This is a genomic window from Streptomyces sp. NPDC057963 (assembly GCF_042887155.1).
In the GTDB taxonomy this organism is placed as follows: Bacteria; Actinomycetota; Actinomycetes; order Streptomycetales; family Streptomycetaceae; genus Streptomyces.
This window is the reverse complement of the sequence record NZ_JBHVPX010000027.1, coordinates 36,062-51,979: the sequence shown is the minus strand read 5'-3', so window position 1 is coordinate 51,979 and position 15,918 is coordinate 36,062. Positions and strand designations below refer to the sequence as shown.

The 15,918-nt window shown below is 66.2% G+C and carries 12 protein-coding genes and 2 pseudogenes; 9 read left to right on the top strand and 5 right to left on the bottom strand.

Features of this window, described 5'->3' with window-relative positions:
- Positions 1-33: 33 nt before the first annotated feature.
- A complete protein-coding gene (locus ACFVT1_RS35655; protein ID WP_389803433.1) occupies positions 34-1,809 on the bottom strand; it encodes an ATP-binding protein in 1,776 nt (591 codons plus the stop codon).
- A gap of 600 nt (positions 1,810-2,409) precedes the next feature.
- Between ACFVT1_RS35655 and ACFVT1_RS35650 the strand changes: the two genes are divergently transcribed.
- Entirely contained in the window at positions 2,410-2,772 is a 363-nt protein-coding gene (locus tag ACFVT1_RS35650) for a hypothetical protein (RefSeq protein WP_389803431.1), read from the top strand.
- A gap of 900 nt (positions 2,773-3,672) precedes the next feature.
- Here the strand turns inward: ACFVT1_RS35650 and ACFVT1_RS35645 are convergent.
- Both ACFVT1_RS35645 and ACFVT1_RS35640 read right to left on the bottom strand, forming a co-directional pair.
- Positions 3,673-4,338 (bottom strand): response regulator, encoded by a 666-nt coding sequence (locus tag ACFVT1_RS35645; RefSeq protein WP_389803428.1) that lies wholly within the window; start codon positions 4,336-4,338, stop codon positions 3,673-3,675.
- Positions 4,339-4,374: 36 nt separating this feature from the next.
- Positions 4,375-5,553, bottom strand: coding sequence for a sensor histidine kinase (locus ACFVT1_RS35640; RefSeq protein WP_389803426.1), 1,179 nt, complete (start codon positions 5,551-5,553; stop codon positions 4,375-4,377).
- Between the two features lie 147 nt (positions 5,554-5,700).
- Between ACFVT1_RS35640 and ACFVT1_RS35635 the strand changes: the two genes are divergently transcribed.
- The 4 genes from ACFVT1_RS35635 to ACFVT1_RS35620 are packed head-to-tail and all read left to right on the top strand — an operon-like array spanning position 5,701 to position 8,715.
- Positions 5,701-6,441 carry an ABC transporter ATP-binding protein gene (locus ACFVT1_RS35635; protein ID WP_389803423.1) on the top strand — a complete coding sequence of 247 codons (741 nt, stop codon included), beginning with the start codon at positions 5,701-5,703 and terminating at the stop codon, positions 6,439-6,441.
- Positions 6,441-7,778, top strand: a complete 1,338-nt coding sequence (locus tag ACFVT1_RS35630) for an FtsX-like permease family protein (RefSeq protein WP_389803516.1) — start codon at positions 6,441-6,443, stop codon at positions 7,776-7,778. Before ACFVT1_RS35635 ends, ACFVT1_RS35630 begins: the two co-directional genes overlap by 1 nt.
- Positions 7,775-7,963, top strand: coding sequence for a hypothetical protein (locus ACFVT1_RS35625; protein ID WP_327277420.1), 189 nt, complete (start codon positions 7,775-7,777; stop codon positions 7,961-7,963). Before ACFVT1_RS35630 ends, ACFVT1_RS35625 begins: the two co-directional genes overlap by 4 nt.
- Complete coding sequence (locus tag ACFVT1_RS35620; RefSeq protein WP_389803419.1) at positions 7,954-8,715, top strand: DUF4097 family beta strand repeat-containing protein; 762 nt, start codon at positions 7,954-7,956, stop codon at positions 8,713-8,715. The genes ACFVT1_RS35625 and ACFVT1_RS35620 overlap by 10 nt, the downstream gene beginning before the upstream one ends.
- Positions 8,716-9,032: 317 nt before the next feature.
- Here the strand turns inward: ACFVT1_RS35620 and ACFVT1_RS35615 are convergent.
- Positions 9,033-9,235, bottom strand: a pseudogene (locus tag ACFVT1_RS35615) (ISAzo13 family transposase); the annotation flags it as partial.
- A gap of 863 nt (positions 9,236-10,098) precedes the next feature.
- On the opposite strand from ACFVT1_RS35615, the gene dacB reads away from it, so the two are divergent.
- The 3 genes and pseudogenes from dacB to ACFVT1_RS35600 form a co-directional block, all read left to right on the top strand.
- On the top strand, positions 10,099-11,595 hold the full coding sequence (gene dacB / locus ACFVT1_RS35610) for a D-alanyl-D-alanine carboxypeptidase/D-alanyl-D-alanine-endopeptidase (RefSeq protein ID WP_389803417.1): 1,497 nt from the start codon (positions 10,099-10,101) through the stop codon (positions 11,593-11,595).
- A gap of 125 nt (positions 11,596-11,720) precedes the next feature.
- Positions 11,721-12,215, top strand: a complete 495-nt coding sequence (locus tag ACFVT1_RS35605) for an HIT family protein (RefSeq protein WP_389803414.1) — start codon at positions 11,721-11,723, stop codon at positions 12,213-12,215.
- 177 nt (positions 12,216-12,392) lie between these two features.
- A pseudogene (locus ACFVT1_RS35600) lies at positions 12,393-13,301 on the top strand (IS701 family transposase); the annotation flags it as partial.
- Between the two features lie 228 nt (positions 13,302-13,529).
- Here the strand turns inward: ACFVT1_RS35600 and ACFVT1_RS35595 are convergent.
- Positions 13,530-14,504 carry a hypothetical protein gene (locus ACFVT1_RS35595; RefSeq protein WP_389803412.1) on the bottom strand — a complete coding sequence of 325 codons (975 nt, stop codon included), beginning with the start codon at positions 14,502-14,504 and terminating at the stop codon, positions 13,530-13,532.
- Positions 14,505-15,038: 534 nt separating this feature from the next.
- Here ACFVT1_RS35595 and ACFVT1_RS35590 point away from each other — a divergent pair.
- Positions 15,039-15,641, top strand: coding sequence for a GNAT family N-acetyltransferase (locus ACFVT1_RS35590; protein ID WP_389803513.1), 603 nt, complete (start codon positions 15,039-15,041; stop codon positions 15,639-15,641).
- The last annotated feature ends 277 nt before the right edge of the window (positions 15,642-15,918 follow it).

The following is a 15,918-nucleotide window of genomic DNA, read 5'->3' as shown; positions in this document are numbered from 1 at the left end:
GCCCCGGGCGCCGTACGGGAAAGGGGTCGGCGGCTACGGGGCGGCCGGCGGCTCGGACCCGGGCCGGGCATCCGGCCCGGCGGTGCCGCCCGTGGCCTGGCGCCCGCGGTGGAAGGCGCCGAACCGTGCGCCGGCGTCGCGTGCCGGACGCTGCTCCGGGCGGTCTCCGTCCGCCGTCTCGGACGCGGCCCCGGATGCCGCCTCGGACGCCGACCGGCGCTCCTTGCGCTCCCGGTCCGCCTCGGCCATGGTGCGGCCGGGGGCGCGGACGGGCAGGCCGTTCAGCGTGGAGCCGGTGGTGAGCCCGGGCTGTCCCTGTTCGGGCAGCTCCGGCCTGGCGGCGGGCCGCTCCGGGAGCGAGGTGGGCGCGGGTGCCGGCGCCGGGGCGGACGACGTGGCGGGGCCCCGCGTGGGCGCGGTCCCCGCGGCGGGCCGGCCGGCCGCCCCGCGCGACACCGACTCGCTCTGCTGAGCGAGCAGTTGCTGGGGCAGCAGGACGACGACGCCGGTGCCGCCGTGCGACGAGGGACGGTAGTTGACGCTGATGCCGTACTTCACCGCGAGCCGTCCGACCACGGCGAGGCCGAGCCGGGTGCCCTGGAGCGAGGCGAGGTCGGTCAGGTGACCGGACACCGCCTCCTCGGCGCGGCGCATGGCCGCCTCGGCCATCTTCAGACCGCTGTCCTCGATGGTGACGACCATGCCGGCGCTGCGGTCCTCGACGTAGACGTGCACCTCGTCGATGGGCGGGGAGAAGTTCGCAGCGTTGTCCATCAGTTCGGCGAGCAGATGCATGACGCCCTCGGCGGCGAAGCCGGAGATCGCGGCGGTGGTGGAGCAGTGCAGGCGCACCCGCTGGTAGGCGGCGATTCGGCCGACGGCGCCGCGCAGGATGCTCTCCATCACGATCGGCTTGTTCCAGGCGCGGCTGGACCGGCCGCCCATGAGCAGCGCGAGCCGGTCGGTCATCAGGCCGAGCTGGGAGGTGCTGTGGTCCAGCTTCAGCAGGTCGCCGAAGACCTCCTCGCCGTGTCGTTCCTGCATGTCCCGCAGGTCGGCGAGCATGCTGACGGACTTGGCCTGGACGCGGCTGAGCGCCCTGGCCGAGGCGGCCTGTGCCGCGGCGGCGCGCCGCTCGCTGTGGGCGAGTTCGCGGACGAACGACTCGGTCGGGATGCGGACCATGGGCAGCCGTGGCAGGTCGAGTTCAGCGAGCACCGTGTCGGCGGACTGGCCCTCGCGCAGCCGGGCGACCGCGGCGGGCAGGGTCTCCTGCTCCAGCCGCCCCAGCGCGGTGGTCGCCTCGTTCAGTTCGTACTGGGCCTGCCGGCACGCGCCGTCCAGGGCGGCCGCGTGCTGCACGCCTTCCTCGACGGCGGTGGCGAAGGTGTGCACGATCCGGCCCAGCTGCGGGTCGGACGGCGGGGGCACGCTGCCCAGCGCGTCGGCCGCGCTCGTGCCGTCCCGCAGCCGATTGGTCACGGCGGGCAGCGTCACGTTGACCAGGTGCGCGGTCTGCGCCGACAGCTGCGCCGACTGCGCCTTGAGACGGCCGGTCTCGGAGGTCTGCGCGGCGGCAGTGCGCCGGGCCCGCTGGACGAGCCGGTGGCTGACCATGGCGGTCGCGGCCACGCACACCCAGGCGACCGCCGCCACGGTCAGCGCCCAGGTGCGGGCGCCGGACGGCGCCAGGGCGACGGCCACGCCGCCGGCTGCGGCACTCACCACCAGCACGACCAGAGGCGTGGTCGGCGAGGTGCGCGGCGCCTTCGCCGACCGGTGCTGACTGAGCGGTGCAGGCACTGACATTCCGCGGTCCCTCGGTCCATGAGATCAGAAGAAAAGGGGCAGCCGACTCATGGCGGCCGCAGGTCGGAAAGGGGGTCGCCAAGAGGACGACGATCTTCCAACCGGGTACTCGCTCATGCTAGCCACAGTGTCGCGCGAGAAGATCTTACTATCTGCATAGTCTGCCGGTGACCCGAGTTCGTCGTGAACCAGCCTCTTGAACGCCCGGCCGTGATAAGGGAGATGGCTTCCCCTCAGCCAGGCTGACGCACAGGAACAGGCTGCAAATGCGTTGACGAAGTGTCCAAATTGTAAAAGTAAACGCCGTCCACACGTCAACTCCGTACACCAACAGCTACTTTCCAGCCAACCACACGCACGCCGAAACCGAACCCACCCAAGTTCCAGGGCTGTTGGGGCACCCGACGAGGGCGGAGGCGGCTGAGGTGAACCCCGGTCAGCGGAAGGGCGGCACGCCCCGGGGCGAGGTGAGCGGCGGACGAGTCGGGCTGTACGCGGGGTTCTGTTCCCCGGGTGCCCCGCGGAGCCCAGGGCGACGGCCATCCATCTGGTGCCGTGACCGCACTGGTTCGCCGGGTGAGATCCGGCAGGATCTTGTGCATGCTCGAAGAGAAGCTCGAAACGCTCTCGCAGACGATGGCCGAGCACACGGTCATGCCGTTCCCGCCAAGCTTCCGTGGCCTGGACATCGAGGACCAGGACATGGTGACGCTTGATGCGGACGCCTACGGCTACGCCCTGGGCGTTCTCAAAGACCCGCTCGACGAACAGCGCGGTGAAGGCTTGATCCGGCTGACGGCGGTGTTCGAGAAGGTTCTCCCGGCGATCAAGGACGAGTACGCGACCAGGTACTACACGCACGTCCGCGACATGGCTGTACTGGCCGCCGAAGTCGAACTCTGCGGGAGAAGTAGCCCTCCGACCGGGAGGCCGTGCCCAGCGTGGGAACGCGGCCTGGCTTGACGCTGTCGCTCCGCAGCCCGGCCGTCGGCGACCGCCGTCGCCAGCCGATAGTCGAAGAACTTCCGCCCATAGACGGCCTCGTTGTCCATCGAGTTGGCTGAGGGGTCCAGGTCCGCATCCTGCCGGCGCCGTCGGCGGGGGCGGGGGTGACTGGGGCGACTACGCCAGCTACTTGGCCGCCGAAGTTCATGATTCCGGTGCCGAGTCCGGTCGTCGTGGTGGGCAGGACCCGTAGCGGGAGGCCCAGGCTGTCCTTCTGATCCGGCTCGGTGTCCAGGTCTCCTCTTCCGTGACCACCGACGACGCGGTTGTCTCCGCCATGGGTACCTCCGTATCGCTGCGCCGTCTTTGCGGTCTCATCCTGAACATCAAGCGACAAGACCGATTCGTCGAGCTCCAAACACATTCGGCTGATACTCAGGAGCTAAGGGCTGTCCCGTAATCCCTGGTGGATCAGCGTGCGGCGTCAGATGCGGTGCATCGCAAGGCGGAGGGACGCCCTCATACTGGATGTATTCGGGCGTTCCGACAACGCGGCGAGGTGCCGTAGCTGTCGTCGCACGCCCGCCAGGGATTACGGGACAGCCCTTAGCGACGAAAGACTCCTTGTCGAGGCGGGCATGGTGGCGTCCACCGAGCACCCCGTCCGACCCGCACGCGCCGCTGTTCCCGTCCGAGCGGTTGGCGACGGCACTTGTCGATGTGCCGGTGGCGCCGGCGATCCACCTGGACACCTTTCGGCGGGCGCTGAGGGAAGCGTCGCTGGGAGTGTCCGAGGGGGCCCCGACGGGACCAGGATTCGGGGGCCGACACGTGTTGAGAGCGCTCCTAGGACCTGCGGCACCAGCGCGGGGCTCACGGAGCTGTGGGAGCTGCTGGACGGTGCCCGGGGGCCAGTCCTCAGTTGTATTCGAACCAGGTCAGAATGGCCTTGACGCGTCGGTTGTCCTCGTCGGGTGGCATGCCGAGCTTCACGAAAACGTTCGCCACATGCTTACTCACGGCAGCGCCGGAAAGAAACAGCTCCGTCGCGATTTCTGGGTTGGAGCGCCCTTCGGCCATGTGGGCGAGCACTTCCCTTTCACGAGCGGTGAGCCGGGCAAGCGGCCCCTGTGGCGAGTCCGCGCGGGTGACGTGGCGAACAACCTCGGGGTCGATCACGACGCCACCTGCGGAGACCGTCTCGACAGCTCGCAGGAAGTCGGCGACTCTGCCCACTTTCTCCTTGAGCAGGTACCCGACGGCTCCGTCGGCACCCGGGCCGTTCAGAAGCTCCCTCACATAGGGGCCCGTAACGTAGGCGGAGAGAACCAACACCGGCAGGTCCCGGTTCCGGGAGCGCAGATCGATCGCGGCACGCAGCCCGTCGTCGGTGTTTTTGGGGGGCATGCGGACATCCGTGATCACCATGTTCGGGGCGGCTCCGGCATGCACCAGCTCGTCGACTGCGGCAACCAGTTCGTCGGCGTCCTCGCATTCGCGGATGACATCATGAGCGTGGGAGGTCAAGATTTCCCGGATTCCGGCCCTTATCAGCACGCTGTCATCTGCCAGAACAATTCTCATGACCCCCCTCCCCGGGGAACGTCCTGCTTCAATTTATCACCATGGGGGTTGACTTGGAGCGGACGCCACAACCAGCGTCCCGCCACCCGGTGGGCTGAGAATTTCGAGATTCCCGCCGACACTTCGCATTCGCTCGCGCAGTCCGGCGAGCCCGGAGCCCGTGTCGATTCTCGCACCGCCGACACCATCGTCGTGCACACGCACGTGTACGTCTGTCGTGACGCATCGTAGGTCGATCCGAGCGTTTCCCACACCTGCGTGTTTCGAGATGTTCGTCAGGGCTTCGGACACCGTGAAGTATACGGCGGTCGCAGTCGGTGACGAAAGCTGGGCGTCATCGCCGGTGCTGGTCAATTCGACCCGCAAAGGTGATCGCGCGGCCAGCTCTCGGACGGCGGCGATGAGACCGAGGTCGCTCAGTTCACGGGGATGGATGTCGCGCACCGTGTCCCTCAGCCGTTCGAGTGCGCGCTCCGCGTGAGCCTGGGCCTGCCGTGCCAGCCGCACGATTCGTTCCTGGTCGGCGGCTGCGGCCGTGGCCGTGGCCGTGGCTTCCAGCATCCCGAGACGCATGACGACGGCGACGAGTTCCTGTTGGGCGCCGTCGTGCAGATCGCGTTCGATGCGCTGTCGCTCGAATTCGAAGGCCGCTGTCAGCGAAGCCCGACTGGTCCGGAGCTCCTCCAGTTTCGCGAGCAGATCCGGGTCCCGGCTTCTGGAGAAGGCGCGCAGGAGAAGGTCGCGAAGAAATGATGTGCCGGTCAGTACGGTAGTGGTGACCGCGCCGAGAACGATGCCTGCGGGCATCGCCAGGAGGGTTTCCCCAACGGATTCAGGGGTGAATGGACCGACCTGCGCGGCGGTGCCGAAGAGCCAGAAGACGGGGGAGAACACCAACGCGGCAGCGCCGATGAATCCGAAGAAGGCCACCAGCAGTGACAGTGCGGACAGGAGCACGGCGGTCACGAAAACCGGGAGGTCGGTGCGCCACATCGACCGTGAACGCAGCCGGGGTGCCACCCACTGGGCCCAGCTGTGGTCAGAGGGTTTCAGGGGCATCGTCTCGACGCCGCACCACCGGGCTCTCGAACGGTCCGTCTCCGCCACCACCGGGGCCGAGACCGGCGCAACGAGAATGGAAAGCAGCAGAATCGGAAAAGCCATTGCCGCGATGCATTCCGTCAGCACCCTCCGGGCAATACGAATCTGCGCCATGCCCGCCATTGTCACATACTGTGGATCGCGCAAAAGGTAGACCTAGGTCTACCTTTAAGCAGTGCAGGCACCCGTGTGGCTCCCGCCGTGCCCTGCTTAGCTCGATGCATGCCTATCTCAGCTGCTGCTTCCGTGCCGTGCATCCGTTTGCGCGGCCTTCATATGGACTTCCCCGTTCCGGGCCGTCGACGCGAGACGGCGCGCGTCCTGCACGATATCGACCTGGACATTCCCGAAGGCCGGCTGACCGCCATCGTCGGCCCCTCCGGGTCGGGCAAGTCGACGCTTCTGCTCTGCATTGCTGGTCTGGAGCAAGCGACCGCGGGTTCCATCGAGGTCCTGGGAACGGATGTCCTGTCGCTCCCCCCTCGCAAGCAGGCCGCATTCCGCAGTGAGAACGTCGGATTCATCTTCCAGGAGTACAACCTCGTCAGCTCGCTGACGGTCGAGGACAACATCGCCCTGCCGGCGCGACTCGCCGGCCATCGGGTGCCCAGGTCGAGGGTCGGCGACGCCATGTCGAGGCTCGGTATCGCCCAGCACGCGCGGCGGCGCCCCGACCGGCTCTCCGGAGGTGAACGCCAGCGCGTCGCGGTGGCCCGGGTCGTCGCGAATCAGCCGCGGATCGTCTTCGCCGACGAGCCGACGGGCGCGCTCGACCTCAAGTCGGGTCACGTCGTGCTCGATTGGCTGCAGGCACTTCCCGCGCAGGGAACCACGGTCCTCATGGTCACACACGACCCTCATGCGGCCGCACGTGCTGACCAGGTCGTGGTGCTGGGGTCCGGGCAAGTGCACGCCGTCATTCCTGGTGGCGACTCCCACGCGGTGAGCGATGCCGTCCTCGCGGCGCAGGCGGAGGACGAAGCGGGTGAGCAGGCGTCGTGATGCGACTTGTCCTGTCGGACATTCGGATGCAGGCGTCCATGTGGTTGTGGACGTTCCTGTGCGCAGTGGTCGGTGCGGCATGCGCAGCGGGCTCGGTCATCGCCATGTTCACCGCTGTCTCGACAGCGCGGGCGGCGGGTGATGCGCGGATGGTCTCCGCGTCGATCGCGCTCGGCGGCAACATCGTCTTCTTCACCGTGCTTGCCGCCGTGGGCATCGTCGCATCCACCGTCGGTCTGACCTTGACGACCCAGCGACGCGATCATGCCCTGTGGGCGATCCTCGGGATCCCTCGCAATCGCATCAGATTCATTCTGCGCACGGAACTGGTCGTGCTCGGCGCTGCAGCCGGCGCGCTGGCAGTACCGCTGGCCCCTCTCGTCGCGAGCACCGCCCTCGCACAGTGGACGACCACGGGACTCGACCTGCACGGAGCCACGGCCGGATTCCACCTCTGGCACGTCGGGGCGAGTGTGCTGTCCGGGGTGGTTCCGTGTCTGCTCGGCGGCTGGGGAGTCACCCACCGTGCCGCCAAGACACCGGAGATGCGCGCGTTCCGAGACCTCTCCGATCCACCGGCGCGGCCCGGCGTCACGCGCAGCGTTCTCGCCCTCTGCCTCCTCGCCGGTGTGGTCGGGATGTGGATTCCCGGGCTGGGACTCGAACTCGAGGGCGGGATCGAACAGCGGACGGCCTTCGCTTTCGCCGGCGACCTCTTTCTCATCTGCCTGTTGCTGCTGATGGGGCCGTGGGTGCTCACACCTCTGATGAGGTTCTGGACCGCACTCGTGCCCTCGCGCGGTGTCGCCTGGCACCTTGCCGTGCAATCGTGCCGCACCCGCGCGGCGAGAAGCGTCGCCATGGTGCTGCCCTTCGCCCTCTCCCTGTCGTTCGTCGGACTCTTCATGGTCATGGGGAACGTCATGCCCGGAAGCACCGCCGGGCTGGGCGATGTCCTGGTCGTGCTGGGCTGGGTCTTCGTCGTGTCCTGGGTCGGCGGCCTTGCTGTGATCGCTCTGGTCGGGCGGGAACGCACACGTGATTCCGCCATCGTGACGGTCGCCGGTGCGCGACCAGGCGTGGTCACCCGGTCAACGATCTATGAGGGAGTGATCTACGCGGGGACGGCGATCGTCTTCGGCGCGATCGCCATCGCGGTGACGAGTGCCACTGTCGCCGTGGGCGCCGAGATCAGCGTCGTCCGGGTTCTGGACGGCCTCCCCTGGGCGACTCTCGGCGTGCTCGCCGGCGTGACGCTCCTGACCACCTGCCTCGCTCTGGCCCTCCAAGCCGCCCGCGTGTCGCGCACGGTCGCAGCCCGGGCTCCGCGCTCGTGAAGCAGGGCGACGTCCGTACCGCCGCGACAGCAGAATCCCCCGGCCGGTATTCAGGTTGCCTGCTGACTCCACGGAACGAACTCGCCACCGACGCGATCGCGTCCTTCGAACCAACCACCACCACCATGAACGGCATGCGTCACCTGCATGTCCAGAATTATGAAGGAATGAATCAATGGGAATGAGGCCTCACACTCTGCTCGCCCTCGGGGGCGTCGCGATCCTCGCTGTCGCAGCAACGGGATGCGGCCCGGACGGTAACCCGGCGAACACAGTCGTGGAATCGAAAATGTTTGATTTCAGTGGGGACAGCCTGACCGTGAAGTCCGACTCCGCCGACCTGGAACTCGTAGCCGCCGATGTCAAGGGCGTTCGGGTGACGCGGCAGGTCAGCGGTACGAAAGTAGGCGGCGAAATAGAATCCGGATGGAAGCTCGAAGGGGGCGTTCTCACGCTCTCGCTGGACTGCACGGGTCTCTCCGTCAACTGCGGTGCGAAGTACACCGTGAAGGTACCGCGCGACGTCGCGATCACTGCCGAGAACGACAAGGGTCTCGTTGAAGCCACGGGCTTCACCGCAGATTTCTCGGCCAAAGCCGGCGACATGCGGTTGTCGGACCTCAGCGGGCCCCATCTGGATCTGGAAGGCCGCGACGGAACCATCGAGGGCGACAGGATCTCCGCAAGGTCGGTCACTGTCGCCTCACGGAACGGCGACAACGAGCTGAACTTCGTCTCCGCACCTGACCTCGTCGATGTGCGAAGCCAGGACGGCGACGTTCGGCTCGGCCTGCCGGAGGCGACGTACGCAGTCGACACGGCCGCCAAGAAGGGCGACATCACAGTGGATGTCATGAAAGACGACACAAGTGACCATGCCGTGAGGATTCACACCCGTAACGGAGACATCGTCATCGGCAAGAGGGAGGCGCCTTGATGGCTGTACCGTAAATGATCCCTGGGCCGGTGCCAGTGGGGCGTGCGCCGTTCCAGGACATGATCGCCTCGCTGGGTGCCCTGCCGCCCACCGCAGCCGGGCCACCTACAGAAGTACGGTCGCCGTGCGGGACTGCGCCGAGATTCGAGCACCTGATTGAATAAGTGGATGGCATTCTTCCGCTCCCCCGACGGCCTGATCGGTCTCAGGCGCCGACAGATCCGCATCTAGCTCGCCCCCGTACTGGACGGAGCGCGGCTGGAACATGGCGGGCCGGGTCGAACTGGTGGCTCGACCAGCGTGAGGAACGCCTCTCAAACGGCTGGGTTCAGGTCGACCACGATTTTGCGGCCACCTCCGGGCCAGCGGATGCATCCCAGCGGGGCTTCTCCAGAGTCGAGCTCCCTCATTCCGAGAGCCACAGCGGCTTCACGGACACCGGCGGCCACTCTGGTCCCGCCGTGACCGAGGGACCAGACTTCCGCTCCTTTCAAAAAAAGCGACGTTGTCGCTCGCCTAAAGGCTGTCCCGTAACTCCTGGGACTGCTCGACGGCGTCCAGTTCGGCTTGGTTTGACAGGTTTCTGCTGATGCCGCAGGCCGGATCAGAACTGGACAAGCTGGTCCGGTGGCAGGGCCCCGCGAGCCTGGTCGCTGAGGGACAACTCTTAGGTGCGGCAGAATCGCCCTGAACTTGACTGCCAGCACGACTCGTTTCCCTTCCAACCTGCTCATGCCAGACCAACGAATCAGCGAGGGGAAAGCCACGAGCTAGAGATCTGCACACCCCTAGTTGGATATGAGGAACGGGGGTTTTCCCTACCATACTCTCTCCCGCTGCCCGCATTGTTCGGGCGATTCCCTTAGGCCAGACTGGAAGAGTCCGGTGGGTTGCCCGGTTCAGCTGGGCGAGCACCGCCACTGGCAGTGCAGTGAGTCGCGCACCCGTGGTTTCCGCTGGTTCCCGAACATTCCTTGGCTATCCCACCAAGACAGAAAAGGAATTTATCGGTGGCGCGGATTGGCATTACGTTCTTGAAATCGTGCTCCATGCGGTGGCGCCGGCGTATCTCGATCACCTAAAGCACGACCGCCGGGAATTCATGACACTCCCCTCGTTTAACGTTAGAAATTGAAAGGTATCCTCGCAATGTTTACAAAAGTCCCTGATCTCATGAGGAATCGCATCCGAAGGGAGCCCAGGGCCGCAGTCCATCGGAGGGCGGGAACCATACGGCGGGAGGCTACTGGATACGATTCACGCCGCCTGCGTACCCGCGCAGCCGCAGCAGCTGTGGCATCGGCCCTTGCGGCCGTCACGATGTCGGCGTGCTCCAATGACTCAAAGGATCACTCGAATTCCGCGTCTCCGAACGCTCCAGGCGTGAGCACCGAGCTGCAAAAGCTCATGGACGCCTCACCGTGGGCAACAGGCGACTGGGGCGTGCAGGTCGCCGACCTGAAAACAGGAAAAGTCCTCCAGTCGAAGAACGCCGAATCCAAGTTCATGACTGGATCGACAGCCAAGACCTTCGCGGTAGGCGCAGCCCTCGACGACCTCGGCAGCGACCACCGTTTCCGTACGCCAATCGTGCACAGCGGTGCGATATCGGAGGCCGGACGACTCACGGGCAACCTGATCATGGTGGGAAGCGGCGATCTGGCTCTCGGCGGACGGACGACTGCAGCAGGACAACTGGACGTCCCCGACTTCGACCACTACGACGCAAACGCCGTGCCGGGAATGGCAACCATCACCCGGGAAGACCCGCTGGCAGGCATCAATGACCTGGCTCGTCAGGTCGCGGCAAGCGGCATCCGTCAAGTGGACGGCAACGTGATCATCGACAATCGGCTCTGGGACCCGGTGTCGATCGGTGGGACGCCTGTCATGCCAACGGTGGTCAACGACAACCTCATTGACCTGCTCATCACGCCCGGCACGCCAGGCAACCCGGCGAAGGTCGACTGGCGGCCCAAGACGGCAGCCTTCACCGTCGATGCGAACGTCACAACCACGCCCGCCGGCACGAAGCCGACGGTGAAGACCGAAAGCAACGCCCCCGGGCACATCCGGGTTCGAGGCTCGGTGCCCGCTGACGCCACCGCACCATTCGTGGCGACATTCCAAGTACCCGACCCCGCAGCATTTGCCCGCACCGTGCTCATCGAGGCTCTTGAGCGGAATGGTGTCACCGTCAGCGCCCCGACGCTCGGATCCAACCCCGGCTCCGACCTTCCGTCATCGGAGGAGGTGAAGGCCTTGACTGTCTCGGCGACGTACACGTCACCGCCCTTCAGGGAATACGTCAAGTTGATCAATAAGGTCAGCCACAATCTCGGCGCCAACCTCTTGCCACCGCTGATGGCAGTCCATCACGGCAAGCACACCTATGCCGACGGAATGCAGATCGAGCGGAACTTTCTCGCCGACACAGGTATTGACCCGAATTCGTTCACTCTCGTCGATGCCCAAGGCTTGACCGGGGACAAGGCCACACCAGCCGCACAGACGGAGTTGCTGCGGCATCTTTCCCGCAGTCGCGACTTCAGCACCTTCTACGACTCTATGCCGAGCCTGGGCGTCGATGGATCACTCGCGGATGTCATCGCGCACACCGACCCTGCCGCAGGACACATTCGCGCGAAGACCGGCACCCTGGTCGGCGCTTTCAAGGGCAAGCTGGCTCTCACCACCAAGGCGCTTGCAGGATACGTTGACGCGAAGAATGGTCACCGTCTCGTCTTCGCGATCTACGTGAACAACATCCCCGTCCCCAGTAACAGCGTCAGCGACGCGATCGACCTGGCACTAAAGGCCAACAAGCAATTGGGATCAATGGCCGCCAGCATCTACCAGAACCCCGAAGGGAGCAACTAATACTCCAGTTGTAGATCCCGATCTTGAATCGATGGCCCTCTTTGCGCCGGTGCAGGTAGTAGGTCTGCGGCAGACTGGTGCACCCCCTACAGAGAGGTGCGCAGGTGTCAACGGATCGACAGCCGATGGATCTTGAGAAGTACGTGGAGCGGAGCCAAACCGGCCTCTGCTTCGTCTGTGCGTTCCTGGCTGGGAACCCGGACTACCTGCATGCGACGGTCTTTGAGGATGCCGATCACGTGGCGTTCCTGGACAGGTGGCCCACGGTGCCGGGCAAGGTCCTGGTCGCGCCAAGGGCGCACGTCGAGCACGTCGTGCGCGACCTGGATGAGGCGGCCTACAGCCGGCTCATGCTGTTCGTCCGAGAGATCGCCCTCGCCGTCGAGGCGGTCTGCGAGCCGGAGCGCACGTACCTGTACTCACTCGGCAGCCAGCACGGCAATGCGCATCTCCACTGGCACATCGCCGCCCTGCCGCCCGGCGTTCCCTATCGTGAGCAGCAGTTCCACGCCTTGATGACAGAGCACGGGGTCCTGACGCTGTCGCCGGAGCAGGCGGCCTCGATGGCCGCGCGTCTGCATGAGGCGGTTATCGCGCGGGGTGTGCTCAAGCCGGTATGACCGGCGGCGTTCGGCTGTTTCCAGTCGGCCGCACACCTGACGGTCTTGTTGGCCAGGACCGGTCGGCACATGAATACGGCCAACGTTGATCATCGGCGTGTGAAGACAAACGATCACGCGGTGGCCGCAGGTCACAGCGTAGACCCTGCCCGCTGGCAGGAGACGTTCGAGGGCCTGATGGGTCGCATCACGGGCCGGTTCGCCCGCGTCGAACCCCGGCGCCGGGTCCGGAGTCTGATACTCGGGCTGCTGTCGGACCTGCCGCGCAAGAACTGCTGGACCATCGCCGAATGGGCTGACGAGAAGACACCGGTCGGCACGCAGCAGCTGCTGGGGCGGGCGAAGTGGGATGCGGACCAGGTCCGCGACGACGTGCGCGACTACGTCGTCGAGCACCTGCACGACGCCCAGGCGGTACTGGTGGTCGACGAGACCGGCGACGTGAAGAAGGGCACCGCCACGGTCGGCGTCCAGCGCCAATACACCGGAACTGCGGGCCGGATCGAGAACGCCCAAGTCGCCGTCTACCTGGTCTACGCCGGTCAGCGCGGGCACGCCGCCGTGGACCGGGAACTGTACGTCCCGCGCTCCTGGACCGCCGACCCCAACCGCTGCCGCGCCGCTGGTCTCGACCAGGAGAACGCCTTCGCCACCAAGCCGGAACTGGCCGCCCGCATGGTGACCCGGTTCCTGGACGCCGGCCACCGCGCTGCCTGGGTCGCGGGCGACGAGGTCTACGGCGGCAACCCGACGCTACGAAGCGCCCTGGAGGTGCGAGGCACCGGCTATGTCCTGGCGGTGGCCCGCTCTCACGAAGTCACCACCAGCGCGGGGAAGTTCCGCGGGGACACGCTCGTCAAGAAGCTGCCCAGGCGGGCATGGCAGAAGCTCTCCGCCGGGGCCGGAGCAAAGGGCCACCGCTCCTACGACTGGGCCGTCATCGACCTCACCGACCCCCAACCCGATACTCATCAACTGCTGATCCGCCGCAACCGCAGCACCGGCGAACTGGCGTACTACCGCTGCTTCTCACCCGGACAGGTCCCGCTGGCCATGCTGGTGCGAGTGGCTGGATCCAGACACCGGCCAGCCCCACTCCCCCGCCCTCCAACGCTGGGCCAACACGCAACGCACCCGCTGGACCACCCTCCACCCCCAGCAGCAACACCTCCTCACCAACATCGGCATCCACCCCGCGTAGACCGACGCTGTACGCCACAGAACAGGGGCGGCTGTGCGCGCCCCGCAGGCGAAGCTCGGCAACGCACAACTCGGCCAGCCATAGACAGCGATCCACGTCAGCTTGATGTCGCCCTATCCGCCGTACTCCCAGGCGGCATCGGCGGCCGGCCCTTCCGCTTGGATCTTCAGTAGCCGAGAGGCGATGGCACCTTCGTTGCGGCCGAATTCCTGCGACAACTCGGACAGAGAGGTGCCTTGGGCGCAGCGCTCGGCAAGCCGCTGTTCGTCTTCGGGCTCCCAGGGTTTGTATGCGTGGGGGTGCAGTCGCCGCTTCGCCTCCACGGTGTACACCCTGGGTACTTCCGGCTCAGCCGCAGGGCGTGGATCGGGCACGAGGTCGCTGGGGTAGGGCGCGAGTTTGAGACCGTGCAGCTTCCAGCGGATGGATTTCTCGCTACGCCCGAGTTCCTCAGCCAGTTGCTCTGGGCCCTTGCCCGCCCGGTAATGCTCTTCAAGGTAGGCGATGGCTTCGGGGGTCCAAGCCTGGCCGTGGCGGGTGGCTTTGATGGGGGCCGGAGAAGTGGCAGTTGGAGGGGTCTCCACAGCGGAGGCGATGGGAACGGAAGCGATAAGACGGCCGACCTCGTTGAGGTCACACGCGTCCACCTCTCCGGTCAATTCACCGTGGATGACGCCGTCAGGGGTGCACACGACGACAGTGATCTCGGCGCGGCCCTCTGCCAGGAGGTCGGCATGCAGGCTGTAGCGGCGGTGCGAACTGCTGATCTCAAGTCTCACTGCCGACGCATCCCGCGCGATAGCAGGGGTCGTGAGCACACACTGGTGGGCCGGAGACAGTAATTCGTGGACATGCCAGGTGGCCACCAAAGAGTCACCGTCCTCGAGCCGGTAGCTCGTCTGGCTCGCTTCCAGATCACATGCCGCGTAGAGAACCTCGACCCGCTGGCCATCGAACAGGCCAGGGTCTTCGCCTGGCGCGGTAGGCGGGAGGGTCAAAACCCCGCGACCCGGCTGGCTGTCGTGGATGGCGGCGTCAGGATCGCCGTACCAGGTGCCGCGGGAATCACGGAAAGCGTAGATCAGCACAACGTTCAGCCCTTCATCCGCATGAGACGTCGGTAAATGATGGCCCAGCCAACAACAGCGTGACCTGCACTTCGCCAACCTGCGGCCGCATGAGCCCCTCCCCCGGACAAAGACCCCGGCCTGGCCGCCCCGGACGCGTCCACCCCAGCCACGCAACCCCGTCTCATGCCCTGGGACCCGCATGCCCCCAACCGGCTCCCGCCCCCTGCCAACCAGCCAGACCACACCACCCCCAGCAAGCGTCAATGTTTGTTACTCAGCCTCAACCAGCCCAACCCGCCCACCAGCACCAAGCCCCTTCGGAAACCACACCGAAGCATCGCCCGACGACCACACCAAGTAGCGGCCCAGCGAAACTGCACTCCACGCAACCAACCTGCACACCCAGATCGAGTGCGGCAGTGAACGTACGAGCTCATTTTCCGTGAAGGGGGTGCTGAGTGTCGGCTGACTCCGGACTGTGCAGGGCATGAGTGCCCGGCCCAAAATGCGTTGCCGAGGGAACAAATCTGCTGTCAAGGTCGCTTGGTGAACATGCAGCAGCACCAGAACGCCCCTTCCGTACGTTCCATCACCGACGCCGATGTCCCCACCGCGGTCGACACTCTTGCCCGGGCCTTCGCCGACTATCCCTTCACCCGGCACGTGATCGCCGCCGACGGTCACGAGGACCGGATCCGGCGTTACCAGGAGCTGTGCCTGACCCGCATCGGAATGGTGTACGGCCGGGTGTGGGTAGCCGACGGGGGCCGCGCTGTGGCTGTCTGGGCCGTACCCGGCCAGAACCCCTCGCCCGCATTCGCCGAGCTCGGCCCGATACTCGGCGAACTCAGCGGTGATCGGGTGGCTGCCTCTGCCTCTGCTGAGCAGGCCGTCGCGCCCTACCGGCCGCAGGAGCCGGGATGGTTCCTGGAGACGGTAGGAACCGCCCCCGAGGCCCAGGGGCAGGGCCTTGGCAGCGCAGTGCTGCTTCCCGGCCTCGAAGAGGCCGAACACGCCGGATGCCCGGCGTTCCTTGAAACCTCCAGCGAACGGAACGTGGCTTTCTACGAGCGACTCGGATTCAAGGTCACAGCCGACGTCCAGCTCCCTGACAACGGCCCTCGCACCTGGTGCATGCGCAAGGACCCGCGCTGAGAGTCTGTGGCATTGTTCACGGTTCGCGTCAGCAGTTGCTCACCGCTGCGGGAGGCTCCCGCACGGCAGTGATGCCGATGTTCACGGCTTTGAGCAGCAACATGGACCACGCGCCTGACACCCGGCAACGGTGCCGCCGCTACAGACCACCTGCCCCCGTAGCCAACGCTTTTGCCCTGCCCCTTCGGAAGCGGAGACGACCGATCTCGCCTACTGCCCCTGAGCTGCTGCCCAAAGCCGTGAATATTTGACACGAGCCAGCCACCGCAGCGCCTCC

Bases quoted from the DNA above. Each gene is read 5' to 3' on its own strand.
- ACFVT1_RS35655 (WP_389803433.1), bottom strand. From the start codon at position 1,809: ATGTCAGTGCCTGCACCGCTCAGTCAGCACCGGTCGGCGAAGGCGCCG.
- ACFVT1_RS35650 (WP_389803431.1), top strand. From the start codon at position 2,410: ATGCTCGAAGAGAAGCTCGAAACGCTCTCGCAGACGATGGCCGAGCAC.
- ACFVT1_RS35645 (WP_389803428.1), bottom strand. From the start codon at position 4,338: ATGAGAATTGTTCTGGCAGATGACAGCGTGCTGATAAGGGCCGGAATC.
- ACFVT1_RS35640 (WP_389803426.1), bottom strand. From the start codon at position 5,553: ATGGCGCAGATTCGTATTGCCCGGAGGGTGCTGACGGAATGCATCGCG.
- ACFVT1_RS35630 (WP_389803516.1), top strand. From the start codon at position 6,441: ATGCGACTTGTCCTGTCGGACATTCGGATGCAGGCGTCCATGTGGTTG.
- ACFVT1_RS35620 (WP_389803419.1), top strand. From the start codon at position 7,954: ATGGGAATGAGGCCTCACACTCTGCTCGCCCTCGGGGGCGTCGCGATC.
- ACFVT1_RS35605 (WP_389803414.1), top strand. From the start codon at position 11,721: ATGGATCTTGAGAAGTACGTGGAGCGGAGCCAAACCGGCCTCTGCTTC.
- ACFVT1_RS35590 (WP_389803513.1), top strand. From the start codon at position 15,039: ATGCAGCAGCACCAGAACGCCCCTTCCGTACGTTCCATCACCGACGCC.